Here is a 12,489-nt window from a genome sequence, read left to right as displayed (position 1 = left end):
ATAGTGAGGGGCGGGACGCCGCCTGCGGCAGCTGCTACGGGGGGAGAAAAGCGTCTGCCAGGCGCCCCGAGTACAGCCTTGCCACCGGCCCGGTCAACGTCACCGGCCCTACCCCATCCCACTGCACGGTCGTGCTGCCGCCATCGCATTCAACCCGTACCTCGCTGTCCAGCAGCCCCCGGCGCATGCCGTTCACGGCCGCGCCGCAGGCGCAGGAGCCCGACCCCAGCGCCACGCCACCGCCGCGCTCCCAGATGCGCAGGCGGATGTGCTGGCGGTTGATGACCTGGACGAAATGCACGTTGGTTCTGGCGGGGAACAGCGCATGGTGTTCCAGCGCGGGGCCCAGGGCGGCCACGTTTACGGTGGCCAGGTCGTCCACAAAGTAGGTGCAGTGCGGGTTGCCCATGCTGACGGTGGCAGGGCTGCCGGCGATGGGCAGCTCACGGGTGTCCATTTCCCTTGCCAGGGGGATGTCCGCCCAGCCAAGCGAAGGCTGGCCCATGCTCACGGAAATATCGCCGGAGGCGGTGCGCGTGCACGTCAAGAGTCCGCGCCCCGTACGCACCACCACGGCGGAGGTATTGCCCTCACGCATCAGAAAATCGGCGGCGCCGCGGGTGGCGCTGCCACAGGTGGCCAGGGGCGAGCCGTCGGCGTTCCAGAACACCAACTGCGCCTCGGCGTGCTCGCAGGGGAGCATCACGGCAAGCTGGTTGAAGCCGATGCCGCGGTTTCTGTCACCCAACCGTCGCGCCAGCTGCTCGGTGATGGCGACGGGCACGCGCCGGGCGTCGACAATGACGAAGTCGTCGCCGTTGGCGTGCATCTTGTGGAATTCCAGGAACGAGGTCGTGGTCATGCAAGCCCTTCTTCACGCAACGCTGTTAAAACCGCAGGCCGTGCCTTGACCCGTTCATGCCAGGCGCGAAGGTTGTGCAGGTGGTCAAAGTGGATGTCGGCCTTGTAGTAACTAGTCAACCAGCCGGCCTGCCCCCAGCCTGTCAGTGCAAACAGGTAGGCGTCCGCCACGCTGAAGGCGTCCCCCATAAGGTACGGCTTTTCGGCCAGTTGAGCATCGATCCAGTGGAAGCGTTGCTCAAGCTTGGGTTTGGCGGTGGCCACGTATGAACCGGCCAGGGTGGCGTAAAGCAACGGGATAAAGCCCTTGTGCACCTCGGACGACAGAAAGTTCAACCACTCCTGTAGCCGGTACCGCGCCAGGCTGCCTGCGGGGGGCACCAGCTGGCACTCCGGTTTCAGGTCGGCGAGGTATTGCACAATCGCCGGCCCTTCGCGCAGCAAGGTGCCGTCTTCCAGTTCAAGGGCGGGCACGTAGCCCAGGGGGTTGACCGCGAGATAATCGGCGCCCGAATCGGTGCGGTGCTTCTTGTGGTCGACCTTGATCAAGGTCGCTTGCAGGCCCAGTTCATTCAGCACGATATGAGGGGCTAGCGAGCAGGACGCGGGGATGTAGTACAGCTTCATGGGCGAGCTCCAGAACATGGGGAAACGGCACAGTGACGGCTTCGGGCCATTCTAGAGCGCGGGTATAAAATAAGAAGAAGGCAGTAATTTGTAGTATAGGTACAAAATATATACCTGTTTGCCCGGGGCTTGAGCTGATGAAACACAACATATCCGGTTGTTCGGTGGAAGAAGCAATGCGCTTGCTGGGCGGGCGATGGCGCTTGTTGATTGCCTCATACCTGTTGGAGGGCCCCAAGCGTTTCAACGCCCTGAGGCGTGATATGCCGGCCATATCCCAGCGCATGCTGACGCTTGATCTGCGGGCGCTGGAAGAAGCGGGGTTGCTCAAGCGCACGGTGTTTCCTACCGTGCCGGTAACCGTTGAATACGAACTGACGGAGGACGGCAGGCGGCTGGCGCCGGTCGTGGAGGTGATGCGCGAGTTTGGGCTGTGGGTTAAAAGCCGCTGATGCAGAGGCCCGGACGCCGCCTGGCGGCAGCTGCTACGCCTGCCCGCCTGCCTGGTGCACAAACCGCTCGATCAACCACCTCGCCGCCGGCCCCGGCGGCTGATCGGTGCGGTAGATGACATCGAAGGCATAATGCCCACTCGCGTACTCGGCTATGTCCAGGTGCACCAGCCGGCCACTCGCCAGGTCTTCCGCCACCATCGGCGCCGGCATGTTCCCCCAGCCAATGCCCTCGCGCAGCAGCATGTGCTTGGCACCCAGGTCGGCGAGGCGCCAGGTGCGGTTGCCGAGCACGGCGAAGTCCTTGCCTTCGGTCAGGTGCGAGCGGTCGGACAGCACCAGCTGGGTGTGCGCCCGCACCGCGCCCGGCGGGTTGGCGCCGTTCATGGCCAGGGGGTGGTCGGGGGCGGCCACCGGGATCAGTTCGACGCTGCCGACGGCCATTTTCTCGATACCGTCGATGGCGTTGCTCATCGGCCCGCTGACGCCGAGCGTGGCGCCACGGTTGATCACCCGGTCGGTGACCGCGCCCAGCGCCTCCATGTGCAGATGCAGGGCGACCGTGGGGAAGGTTTCACGAAAGGATTTCAACGCATCCACCACCCGCTCCGCCGGCAGCATCACGTCCAGCACCAGGCGAACTTCCGCTTCCAGGCCCTGGAGCAGCCCCTTTACCTTGGCCCGCAGGCCGTGGATGCCGTGGGTAATGCTGCGCGCTTCGGCCAGCACCGTGCGGCCCGCCTCGGTGAGCTGCGGCTTGCGGGTGGTGTGGCGGTCGAACAGCTGCACGCCCAGCTGCAGTTCCAGGTTGGCGATCGAGTAGCTGACCACCGAGGTGGCGCGGTGCAGTTTCCTGGCGGCCGCCGCGAAGCTGCCGACCTCGACCACGGTCATGAACACGCGCAGCTGGTCGAGTGTGGGGGTGCCGGGCTCGGTGATCATGACGGTGTCCTTGACGATGAAGAGCGACAGTATCCGCCTGCCTGCCTCAGCTTGCCTATTTTTTCGAACGTAACGTACTAAATTAGCCGGCTATTCAGATGGTCGGGGCCGGCGCACCATTTCTTCACTGCGGCGGTTCATGGCGAATCCGCCCTCCCTAAAGGAAATACCCCATGACTGCAAACATTGCTCAAGCCGCCGCCACCCCAGGCAGCTCCGACGTGGCCCAGGCCTCGGTGTCGTTGATCGGCCGCGTGCTGCTCAGCACCATTTTCATCCTCTCCGGTTTTTCCAAGCTGGCCGCCCCGGCGATGATGGTGGGCTACATCAGCTCGGCAGGTTTGCCGCTGCCCCAGGTGGCGCTGGTGATAGCCATCCTGGTCGAAATTGGCGGCGGCATCGCCTTGATCGCCGGCTACCGCGCCCGCGCCGTCGCGGCCGTGCTGGCGGTGTTCAGCGTGGCGACGGCGTTGGCCTTCCATAACGCCCTGGGCGATCAGAACCAGTTCATCCACTTCTTCAAGAACATCGCCATGGCCGGCGGGTTGCTGCAGGTCGTGGCGTTCGGCGCCGGCCGCTTCAGCCTGGATGCACGTAAATGAAGCCGGTAGCGCCCCGCGCGATCGCCTACCGCACCACCGGCAGCGGCCACGGCGCCATCGTCCGGCTGATGAGCCCGGGCGATCTGGGCCAGTGGCTCAAGCCCTTCGTGTTCCTGGACCTGTTTGAAGGCGAGAGTGCGTTCATCAACGGCATGCCCATGCACCCGCACTCGGGCATTGCCACGGTCACGCTGATTACCGAAGGCAACCTGCGCTTCGACGACGCCGACTCGGGCCAGGGCTTCATCGACTACGGCGGCGTGGAATGGATGCGCGCCGGCGGCGGGGTGTGGCACGGCAAGGAAATGTCGGTGGGTACCTCGCCACGCATCCAGGGCTTTCAATTGTGGCTGGCCCTGCCGCCGGCGCTGGAAAACGCCAGCGTCGACAGCCAGTACCTGGAGTCCCGCGCCATGCCCGAGGCGGGCCCGGCACGGGTGATCCTTGGCGAGTACCAGGGGGTGCAAAGCCCGGTGCGCGCGCCCACCGGGGTGAACTACCTGCTGGTGACGCTGGGCACCGGGCAGTCCTGGACCTACACGCCGCCGGCGGGCCATGAGTCGCTGTGGCTGAGTGTCAGCCGCGGCGCCCTGGCTGCGCCTGACCGCGTGCTGGGGGGCGAACTGGTGGTCTTCGAGCCGGGCAGCGATGCAGTGACGCTAAGGGCTCTGGGCAAGGACGCGGTGTTCGTCATCGGCTCTGCCGCGCCGCATCCCTATGACCTGGCCCTGGGCGACTACTCCGTGCACACCAACCCCCAGGCCTTGCGCGCCGGCGAGGCGAACATCGCCGCCATCGGCCGCCGGCTGCGCGAGTACCTGAAGCAGACACCTACCGCGAGCCCCATCCCAGTCTTCAAATAACCCCCCGTAGCAGCGGCCGCAGGCCGCGTCCCCAACCACCGCGCAACCCGAGGACGCGGCCTGCGGCAGCTGCTACGCGGATTAGGGCACGCCCTGTAGCAGCGGCCGCAGGCCGCGTCCGAAGCCACCGCCTCCTCCCGCAGTGCTGCGCTGGCCCGGACTCAGGGGCCAGGACGCCGCCTGGCGGCAGCTGCTACGTTTACGCAGCCCCTGGCTTTTTCTCCACGTTCACCATCCACGGCACGCCAAAGCGGTCGGTCAACATGCCGAAGCCCTGCGCCCAGAACGTCTCGCCCCAGGGCATGCGCACCGTGCCGCCCTGCCCCAGCCCGTCGAACCAGGCCTTGCCCTTGGCCAGGTCATCGGTGGCTACCGACAGCGCAAAGCCGCCGTGGGTTTTCTCGCCGGGGGTGGGGTCGTCGCTCATCATCAGCTGGGTGGTGCCGATCAGCAGGTTGGCGTGCATGATGCCGTCGGGCGGTGCGGCGGGGCAGTCGGCGCCGCTCGACGCTTGCGGCGCTTCGGCGAAAGTCATCTTGAATTGCACGGTAGCGCCCAGCACGGCGCAGTAGAAATCAATCGCTTGCTGGCAGGTGCCAGGAAAAAACAGGTAGGGTTGCACGTTCATGACGCAGCTCCCAGGCAGTGGCGGCGCGAATGCACCGCCCCGTTCAACAGCATAACCCCTGTAGCAGCGCCCGCCAGGGCGCGTCATGGCCAAGGAGGCCTGCAACTTTTCCAGTGGCCGTCCCTCGAACCCAAAGACCTTTCGTTAAAGCCCGAGCAGGAGACTGACATGCCAACCGCTCCACTGATCACCCTCAACGACGGCGCACAAATCCCCCAACTCGGCCTCGGCGTCTGGCAGCTGGATGACGACCAGGCCTACGCATCGTCCAAGGCCGCGCTGGCCGCCGGCTACCGGCATATCGACACGGCGATGATCTACGGCAACGAAGCCGGCGTGGGCCGGGCCGTGGCCGAAAGCGAGGTGCCCCGTGAGCAGATCTTCGTCACCACCAAGCTGTGGAACGCCGACCAGGGCTTCGACCGCACCCTGCGCGCGTTCGACGCCAGCCTGGAGCGCCTGGGCCTGGAGACCCTGGACCTGTACCTGATCCACTGGGCCATCCCGAAGAAAGGTGCCTACCGCGACACCTGGAAAGCCTTCGTGCGCCTGCAGGAAGAAGGCCGGGTGCGCTCCATCGGCGTGTCCAACTTCAATGCCGAGCACCTCACCCACATCATCGATGACACCGGCGTGGTGCCGGCGGTGAACCAGATCGAGATCCACCCCGACTTCAACCAGGCCGAGCTGAGCCAGTGGTGCCGCGCCAAGGGCATCGTCACCGAGTCCTGGAGCCCGCTGGGCCAGGGCGGCGAGCTGCTGCAACTGCCGCTGTTCGCCGAGATCGCCCAGCGCCACGGCAAGACGGCCGCCCACGTGATCCTGCGCTGGCACCTGCAGCAGGGCCACGTGGTGATTCCGCGCTCGTCCAACGCCCAGCGCATTGCCGCCAACCTCGACGTGTTCGACTTCGAGCTCAGCCCGCAGGAACTGCAGGCCATCGCCCAGCTCAAGCAGACCGGACGCCTGGGGCCAGACCCGCTGACCATCGAGATGGGCCTCTGACAGCAGCGCCCAGCGCTACCCCTCACCCAAAGGAACCGGCCATGCCCACCCCCGAAGCCGCCCTGCTGCACAGCTGGCACCACAACGCCCAGGCCTGGACCCAGGCCGTGCGCGACGGCAGCATCGAAAGCCGCCGCCAGGTCACCGACCAGGCCATCCTGTTGGCGGTGCTGGGCCGCCAGCCGGCGCGCGTGCTGGACCTGGGCTGCGGCGAGGGCTGGCTGCTGCGCGCCCTGGCGCAGCGCGGCATCGAGGCGGTGGGCGTGGACGGCGACGCCACCCTGGTGGCAGCGGCGCAGGCGGCAGGTGCGGCGCCGGTGCACCTGGCCAGCTATGCGCAGCTGGCCGAGGCGGCGGTGGACGTGGGCAGCGGCTACGACCTGGTGTGCGCCAACTTCGCCCTGCTGCACCAGGACATCATCCCGCTGCTGGCGGCGATGGGCGCCCTGCTCGTGCCTGGCGGCGCCCTGGTGATCCAGACCCTGCACCCCTGGGCCGCGGCGGCGGGTGACTACCAGGATGGCTGGCGCGAAGAGACCTTCGCCGGGTTCCAGGGCCAGTGGCAGCCCATGCCCTGGTACTTCCGCACCCTGGCCAGCTGGGTGAACGCCCTGGACATGGCCGGTTTGCGCGTGGCGTCGATACAAGAGCCGCAGCACCCGCAAAGCCCGATGCCGCAGTCCCTGCTGCTGACCGCCACCACCCCGTAGCAGCGGCCCAATGGCCGCGTCACAAACGCCGCGGCACACCTGACACAGCGTGGTTGCAGGACGCCGCCTGCGCAGCTGCTACGTAGGGCGGCCCGATACATATTGCCAAATGCCCGCACACTGAAGAAAATGAGATTCATTTTCATATGAACTCGTCTCAGGTATGAGCCATGTCCTCCCTCGACCGCACGCAGCACCCGGCCATCCACACCCTCTACAGCGAGCACCACGGCTGGCTCTGCGGCTGGCTGCGCAAACGCCTGGGCTGTTTCGACCACGCGGCGGACCTGGCGCAAGACACCTTCATTCGCGTGCTGCTGCAACGCAAGGCGCCTGAGCTGCGCGAGCCGCGGGCGTACCTGAGCAGCATCGCCCGCAGCCTGATGGTCGATATGTTCCGCCGCCGGGCGCTGGAGCAGGCCTACCTGGAAACCCTGGCCGCACGCCCGCAAGCCGAGGACATTTCCCCGGAAACCCGGCTGCTGATCATCGAGACCCTGGTCGAAATCGACCGGTTGCTCGATGGCCTGGGCCCGCGCACCCGCGAGATTTTCCTCATGGCCCAGCTCGACGGCCTGAGCTACGTTCAGATCGGCCGCGAGCTGAAGGTCTCGGTGAACACCGTCAAGAAGCATGCGGCGCGGGCCCTGACCCACTGCCTGCTGGCGGCCGAGGACTGAGCCGTGGCCCTGGATCACGCGGTGCTTGAAGCGGCGGCACGCTGGTACGTGGAGCTGCGCTGCGACGACGCCAACGACGCCACCCGCGAGGCGCACCACCGCTGGCTTGCAGCCCACCCCGGCCACCGCCAGGCGTGGGAACGGCTGGCGCGCCTGCAGGAACGTCTTGAACGCGTAGGCCCGGGCGTGGCGCGCCCTACCCTGGCCAGCGCGCGGCTCAAGCGCCGCGAAACCCTCAAGGTGCTGGCACTGCTGCTGGCGGGCAGCGGCAGCGCCGCGCTGTCCTGGCGCCTGACGCCGCTGCCGACGCTGATGGCCGACCAGCGCACCGCCACTGGCGAGCAGCGCACCCTGCAGCTGGACGACGGCAGCCAGGTGCAGCTCGACACCGCCACTGCGGTGAATATCCGCTACAGCCCCCAGCTGCGCGAGGTGCAGCTGCTGCGCGGGGAAATCCTGGTGCAGACCGCCCGCGACGCCCAGGCCCGGCCGTTCGTGGTACACACCCCGCAAGGCAGCGTCCGCGCCCTGGGCACGCGCTTCGTGGTACGCAGCGAAGGCGAGCGCACCCGCGTCTGCGTGCTGGAGCACGCCGTGCAGGTGCGCACCGCGACGCTGCTGCCGGCGGTGCGCGTGGAGGCCGGCCAGCAACTGCAGTTCGGCGCCGACCAGCTGGGCCCGGTGCAGCCGGGCAACCGCCAGGCCGACGCCTGGACCCGCGGCATGCTGGTGGCCAACGACTGGCGCCTGCAGGACCTGATCAGCGAACTGCAGCGCTACCGCAGCGGCTACCTGGGGTGCGCGCAGCAGGTCGCCCAGCTGCGTATTTCCGGGGCCTTCCACCTGGCCGACATCAACGCCGTGCTGGACAACCTCGCTGCCACCCTGCCCGTACGCATCCGCCATTTCACCCCGTACTGGGCCCGCGTGGAGCCGGCCGTCGACGCCGGATGAAAAAAATTCGCCGGGGGTGTTGTCGATTTCAATTCTCGTTCGACTTGGTAGCAGAGACGCAATAAGCGCCATCACCACTGCCACAGGGGCGAAGGGAACACACATGTCTGCACGCAAGCCAACTTTCAATCGACCGCACCTGCTCAAGCGCGCGGTGCGCCAGGGCCTCATGAGCATCACCCTGGCCACGCCGATGACGGCGCTGCTGGTGGCACCCAGCGCCTGGGCCCAGGCCACCGCGCAGCTGCGCTTCGATATTCCCGCCGGGGCGGTGAGCGCGGCCCTGGAGCAGTTCTCCAGCGCCACCGGCGTCAACATCTCCTATGACCCGCGCACCGCCCAAGGGCAACGCTCGCCCGGCCTGCACGGCACCTACGCGGTGGACGCCGGCCTGCGCCAGCTGCTGGCGGGCAGCACGCTGCAGCCGGTGCTGCTGGCCAACGGCAGTTACTCGCTGATCCCGGCGGTGGACGCCGCCGTGCAACTGACGCCCACCAGCATCTCCGGCAAGGCCATGGACGGCAGCGCCGACCCGGGCCAGGGCTACGTGGCCACGCGCAGCAGCGCCGGCACCAAGACCGACACGCCGATCATCGAGATTCCCCAGTCGATCTCGGTCATCACCCGCCAGCAGATGCAAGCCCAGGGCGCGCAGACCGTCACCGATGCCCTGCGCTACGTGCCGGGGGTGAAGGTGGAAGCCTACGGCCTGGACCCCAAGGGCTTTGACTGGCTGTATATCCGTGGCTTCAACGGCCAGGCCACCAGTGACTACCTCAACGGCCTGCGCCAGCAGAACAACAGCTATGCCTTCTTCCGCAGCGAGCCCTACGCTTACGACCGCGTGGAAGTGGCGCGCGGCCCGGCGTCCAGCCTGTTCGGCCAGGGTGACGCCGGGGGCATCGTCAACCGCGTCAGCAAGCTGCCCGAAGCCGACCACGTCAACGAGGTGCAGTTGACCGGCGGCAACAACAACCGCGTGCAAGGCCAGTTCGACGTCGGCGGCGCCTTGAACGCCGACCAGAGCCTGCTGTACCGCGTAGTGGGCCTGGCCCGCGACGCCGATACCCAGGTGAAATACGCCGACGGCCACCAGGTGGAAGACGACCGCCTGTACATCGCGCCCTCCTTCACCTGGGCGCCGGACGCCGACACCAGCCTGACCGTGCTCAGCGACTTGTTGCGCGACCACAACGGCGGCTCGCTGTTTGCCTACAGCACCCCCAGCGGCCACACCACCAGCACGCTGATGGGCGACCACAGCTTCAACCACCTGGACCAGGACCAGTACACCCTGGGCTACGCGTTCCGCCACCGCTTCAACGACACCTGGGAATTCCGCCAGAACGCCCGCTACGGCCAGGTGGACCTGATTTTCCAGAACCTGCTGCCCACCGCCGTCGACCTGGCCAGCGGCACCACCTCACGCATCGCCGACCGCTTCGACCAGCACATGGACACCTTCAACCTCGACAACCAGCTGCAGGCCGACTTCAGCACCGGCCCCCTGGTGCACAAGCTGCTGATGGGCGTTGACTACGCCTGGCAGGACGCCGACATCAGCCGCTGGCGCACCCTGGCGCCGACGCTGAACATCTACAACCCGCAATACGGCCAGAGCATCGCCCGCCCCAGCGCCGCCAACAGCATCAGCTCCATTGACTACGACCAGACCATCCAGCAGGTGGGCGGCTACCTGCAGGACCAGATCAGGTTCGACGACCACTGGATACTCACCGCCGGCGGCCGTTACGACTACGTGCGCAACGACCTCGACAACCACGTCGGCGCCTCCAGCAACCAGAAGGACAACGCCTTCACCGGCCGCGTGGGCCTGACCTACCTCACCGATTTCGGCCTGGCGCCGTACGTCAGCTACGCCGGATCGTTCAACCCCAACACCGGCACCAGCAGCACCGGCAGCGCCTTCGACCCGAGCATGGCGCACCAGTGGGAAGTGGGCGTGAAATACCAGCCCAGCGACGCCCTGCTGATGACCGTGGCCGCCTACGACCTGACCAAGACCAACGTGCTGACCAACCAGTTGGTGGGCGGCGTGACCACCGGCTACTCGGTGGCCTCCGGCGAACAGCAGTCGCGCGGCCTCGAGGCCGAGGTCAAGGCGCGCCTGGACCGCAACTGGGACCTGCTGGCGTCCTACACCTACACCCACGCCGAAATCACCAAAAGCAATAACGGCGACCAGGGCAACCGCCCGGCCAACGTGCCCAGGCACATGGCCTCGGCGTGGCTGAACTACAGCTTCCACGACACCCTGCTGGACGGCCTCAGCCTGGGCGGCGGCGTGCGTTACACCGGCGCCCTGTACGGTGACAACGCCAACACCTTCCACGTCGACAACTACACCCTGTTCGACGCCGGCGCCAGCTACCCGATCAACCCGCACCTGACCTTGTCGGTGAACGCCCAGAACCTGCTGAACACCGAGTACGTGGCCACCTGCGACGACACCTATGAGTGCTACCCGGGGCTGCGCCGCACCTTGCTGACCAGCGTCAAGTACAGCTGGTAGACCGTTGCGCGGCTGGACGCGGCCTGCGGCCACAGGCCGCGTCCGGCAACACCGCGCTACTTCCCAATCGCCACATGACAGATGATAATGCGACTATTTATCAAATAGACCCCTCGCAGGATCCGCCATGCAGCGTTCCGACCCCCCAGCCCTCGTCGAACAACTCTACCGCGACCACAGTGCCTGGCTGCGCGGTTGGCTGTACCAGCGCCTGAGCAACACCGCCGATGCCGCGGACCTGGCGCAGGACACCTTTGTGCGCGTGCTGCAACGGCGCCAGCTGCAACCGCTGGCGCAGCCCCGCGCCTACCTGCACACGGTGGCGCGGGGGCTGGTGATCGACCTGTGGCGGCGCCGGGACATCGAACGGGCGTGGCTGGAAACCCTGGCCGAGTTGCCACCCCAAGAGGCGCCGTCGCCGCAGACCGGCCTGCTGGTCATCGAGGCGCTGATGGCCATCGACCGCCTGCTCGACAGCCTGCGCCCCATCGTCCGCCAGGCGTTCCTGCTGGCCCAGCTGGACGGCTTGAAATGCCCCGCCATCGCCCGCGAGCTGGGCGTCTCGGTACCCAGCGTGGAGCGCTACATCGCCCAGGCGCTGCGCCAGTGCTACGCCGCCACCTTCGGCGATGACCTGCCATGAACCGCACGCCCAGACACATTCCGCCGGCAGTGCTCGACGCCGCCATCGACTGGTCGCTGAAGGTCACCTTCAACACCCCGGACGCCGCGGCGCGGCAGGCGTTCGAGCACTGGCTGGCGGCGGATGAACTGCACCGCAGCGCCTGGCAGCGCATCCAAGGCCTGCATGGCCAATTCGCCGCGCTGCCGGCGCAGGCCGCACGCGCCACCCTGAACAAACTGCCCGACACCCGCCTGCAGCGGCGCCAGCTGCTCAAGTTCGTGGTGCTGGCCGCAGGCGTGGGCGCCACGGGCTGGACCGCGGAGCGCCAGGCGCCCTGGCAGCGGCTGGTCGCCGACTACAGCACGCGCACCGGCGAGCACCGGCGCTGGACCTTGCCCGACGGCAGCGTGCTGGACCTGAACACCGACAGCGCTGCCAGCCTGGCCGTGAACGACGCGCACCGGCTGACCCTGCTGCGCGGTGAACTGGCCCTGGCCACGGCCCATGGCAACCCGCAGCCGTGGCGCCTGGAAACACCGGACTGCGAAGTGGCAGCTACCGACGCCCGCTTCGAAGCGCGGCTGATGGCCGACGGCACCTGCGTCACGGTCGCCCAGGGCCAGGTCAGGGTGACGGCCAGGGCCACCGGGACGCCCCTCACCCTGGCCGCCGGCGAACAATGGCTGGTGAGCAAGGCCGGCGCCCGGCCGCTGCCTGCCCCTGGCGCGGAACACGGCGCCTGGCGCGACGGCATGCTGATCGCCCGCAGCCTGCCGCTGTCCCAGGTGCTGGCCGAGCTGGGCCGCTATCGCGTCGGCTACCTGGGCTGGGACGCCACGCTTGCCAGCGCGCCGGTGAGCGGCAATTTCAGCACTGTGAACCCGGAGCAATCGGTGGCGCTGATCGCCCGGGCGTACGGCTGGCGGGTGCGCCAGGTCACCCGCTACTGGCTGCGCGTGAGCGCCGCTTGAAAAAAACCTGGCGCAGATTGATGGGGTTTGGCGACT

14 protein-coding genes are annotated in these 12,489 nt (G+C 67.4%); 10 read left to right on the top strand and 4 right to left on the bottom strand.

From position 1 onward, the window contains the following. Window positions 1-34 precede the first annotated feature (34 nt). Together dapF and gstA are read right to left on the bottom strand one after the other, a co-directional pair. Window positions 35-862: a diaminopimelate epimerase gene (dapF, locus tag AC0J42_RS12180; protein WP_473006320.1), complete on the bottom strand. Its 828-nt coding sequence runs from the start codon at window positions 860-862 to the stop codon at window positions 35-37. Continuing rightward, complete coding sequence (gene gstA / locus AC0J42_RS12175; protein ID WP_473006319.1) at window positions 859-1,488, bottom strand: glutathione transferase GstA; 630 nt, start codon at window positions 1,486-1,488, stop codon at window positions 859-861. Before gstA ends, dapF begins: the two co-directional genes overlap by 4 nt. A gap of 137 nt (window positions 1,489-1,625) precedes the next feature. On the opposite strand from gstA, the gene AC0J42_RS12170 reads away from it, so the two are divergent. Further along, window positions 1,626-1,940: a winged helix-turn-helix transcriptional regulator gene (locus AC0J42_RS12170; RefSeq protein ID WP_416423798.1), complete on the top strand. Its 315-nt coding sequence runs from the start codon at window positions 1,626-1,628 to the stop codon at window positions 1,938-1,940. 33 nt (window positions 1,941-1,973) lie between these two features. Here the strand turns inward: AC0J42_RS12170 and AC0J42_RS12165 are convergent, their stop codons facing one another. Continuing rightward, window positions 1,974-2,882 (bottom strand): LysR family transcriptional regulator, encoded by a 909-nt coding sequence (locus tag AC0J42_RS12165; RefSeq protein ID WP_473006318.1) that lies wholly within the window; start codon window positions 2,880-2,882, stop codon window positions 1,974-1,976. 173 nt (window positions 2,883-3,055) lie between these two features. Between AC0J42_RS12165 and AC0J42_RS12160 the strand changes: the two genes are divergently transcribed. Together AC0J42_RS12160 and AC0J42_RS12155 are read left to right on the top strand one after the other, a co-directional pair. Next, on the top strand, window positions 3,056-3,484 hold the full coding sequence (locus tag AC0J42_RS12160) for a DoxX family protein (protein ID WP_473006316.1): 429 nt from the start codon (window positions 3,056-3,058) through the stop codon (window positions 3,482-3,484). Further along, on the top strand, window positions 3,481-4,347 hold the full coding sequence (locus tag AC0J42_RS12155) for a pirin family protein (protein WP_473006315.1): 867 nt from the start codon (window positions 3,481-3,483) through the stop codon (window positions 4,345-4,347). Before AC0J42_RS12160 ends, AC0J42_RS12155 begins: the two co-directional genes overlap by 4 nt. A 199-nt stretch (window positions 4,348-4,546) precedes the next feature. On the opposite strand, the gene yjdN is transcribed toward AC0J42_RS12155, so the two are convergent. Further along, window positions 4,547-4,975: a VOC family metalloprotein YjdN gene (gene yjdN / locus AC0J42_RS12150; RefSeq protein ID WP_416423793.1), complete on the bottom strand. Its 429-nt coding sequence runs from the start codon at window positions 4,973-4,975 to the stop codon at window positions 4,547-4,549. Between the two features lie 168 nt (window positions 4,976-5,143). Here yjdN and AC0J42_RS12145 point away from each other — a divergent pair, with 168 nt between their 5' ends. The 7 genes from AC0J42_RS12145 to AC0J42_RS12115 all read left to right on the top strand — a co-directional run bounded on the left by AC0J42_RS12145 (window position 5,144) and on the right by AC0J42_RS12115 (window position 12,453). Continuing rightward, complete coding sequence (locus AC0J42_RS12145) at window positions 5,144-5,980, top strand: aldo/keto reductase (protein ID WP_416423792.1); 837 nt, start codon at window positions 5,144-5,146, stop codon at window positions 5,978-5,980. A 41-nt stretch (window positions 5,981-6,021) separates the two neighbouring features. After that, the gene (locus AC0J42_RS12140; RefSeq protein ID WP_473006313.1) at window positions 6,022-6,690 is read left to right on the top strand and encodes a class I SAM-dependent methyltransferase; all 669 of its coding nucleotides are present in this window, start codon (window positions 6,022-6,024) and stop codon (window positions 6,688-6,690) included. Between the two features lie 170 nt (window positions 6,691-6,860). After that, window positions 6,861-7,370 (top strand): sigma-70 family RNA polymerase sigma factor, encoded by a 510-nt coding sequence (locus tag AC0J42_RS12135; protein ID WP_416423790.1) that lies wholly within the window; start codon window positions 6,861-6,863, stop codon window positions 7,368-7,370. Between the two features lie 3 nt (window positions 7,371-7,373). After that, window positions 7,374-8,324 (top strand): FecR domain-containing protein, encoded by a 951-nt coding sequence (locus AC0J42_RS12130; protein WP_473006312.1) that lies wholly within the window; start codon window positions 7,374-7,376, stop codon window positions 8,322-8,324. A 103-nt stretch (window positions 8,325-8,427) separates the two neighbouring features. Next, window positions 8,428-10,857 (top strand): TonB-dependent siderophore receptor, encoded by a 2,430-nt coding sequence (locus AC0J42_RS12125; protein ID WP_473006311.1) that lies wholly within the window; start codon window positions 8,428-8,430, stop codon window positions 10,855-10,857. A 127-nt stretch (window positions 10,858-10,984) separates the two neighbouring features. Further along, the gene (locus AC0J42_RS12120; protein ID WP_473006310.1) at window positions 10,985-11,500 is read left to right on the top strand and encodes a sigma-70 family RNA polymerase sigma factor; all 516 of its coding nucleotides are present in this window, start codon (window positions 10,985-10,987) and stop codon (window positions 11,498-11,500) included. Continuing rightward, a complete protein-coding gene (locus AC0J42_RS12115) occupies window positions 11,497-12,453 on the top strand; it encodes a FecR family protein (RefSeq protein ID WP_473006309.1) in 957 nt (318 codons plus the stop codon). The genes AC0J42_RS12120 and AC0J42_RS12115 overlap by 4 nt, the downstream gene beginning before the upstream one ends. Window positions 12,454-12,489 lie beyond the last annotated feature (36 nt).

Source organism: Pseudomonas sp. Tav-5-1A (genome assembly GCF_055755055.1).
This window is presented reverse-complemented; position numbering and strand designations above follow the sequence as displayed.

What these genes read in the sequence shown, in the direction of transcription:
- AC0J42_RS12135 (WP_416423790.1), top strand. Translation starts at nt 6,861, where the DNA reads ATGTCCTCCCTCGACCGCACGCAGCACCCGGCCATCCACACCCTCTAC.
- AC0J42_RS12165 (WP_473006318.1), bottom strand. Translation starts at nt 2,882, where the DNA reads ATGATCACCGAGCCCGGCACCCCCACACTCGACCAGCTGCGCGTGTTC.
- AC0J42_RS12155 (WP_473006315.1), top strand. Translation starts at nt 3,481, where the DNA reads ATGAAGCCGGTAGCGCCCCGCGCGATCGCCTACCGCACCACCGGCAGC.
- AC0J42_RS12170 (WP_416423798.1), top strand. Translation starts at nt 1,626, where the DNA reads ATGAAACACAACATATCCGGTTGTTCGGTGGAAGAAGCAATGCGCTTG.
- yjdN (WP_416423793.1), bottom strand. Translation starts at nt 4,975, where the DNA reads ATGAACGTGCAACCCTACCTGTTTTTTCCTGGCACCTGCCAGCAAGCG.
- gstA (WP_473006319.1), bottom strand. Translation starts at nt 1,488, where the DNA reads ATGAAGCTGTACTACATCCCCGCGTCCTGCTCGCTAGCCCCTCATATC.
- AC0J42_RS12160 (WP_473006316.1), top strand. Translation starts at nt 3,056, where the DNA reads ATGACTGCAAACATTGCTCAAGCCGCCGCCACCCCAGGCAGCTCCGAC.
- AC0J42_RS12115 (WP_473006309.1), top strand. Translation starts at nt 11,497, where the DNA reads ATGAACCGCACGCCCAGACACATTCCGCCGGCAGTGCTCGACGCCGCC.
- dapF (WP_473006320.1), bottom strand. Translation starts at nt 862, where the DNA reads ATGACCACGACCTCGTTCCTGGAATTCCACAAGATGCACGCCAACGGC.
- AC0J42_RS12145 (WP_416423792.1), top strand. Translation starts at nt 5,144, where the DNA reads ATGCCAACCGCTCCACTGATCACCCTCAACGACGGCGCACAAATCCCC.
- AC0J42_RS12120 (WP_473006310.1), top strand. Translation starts at nt 10,985, where the DNA reads ATGCAGCGTTCCGACCCCCCAGCCCTCGTCGAACAACTCTACCGCGAC.
- AC0J42_RS12125 (WP_473006311.1), top strand. Translation starts at nt 8,428, where the DNA reads ATGTCTGCACGCAAGCCAACTTTCAATCGACCGCACCTGCTCAAGCGC.
- AC0J42_RS12140 (WP_473006313.1), top strand. Translation starts at nt 6,022, where the DNA reads ATGCCCACCCCCGAAGCCGCCCTGCTGCACAGCTGGCACCACAACGCC.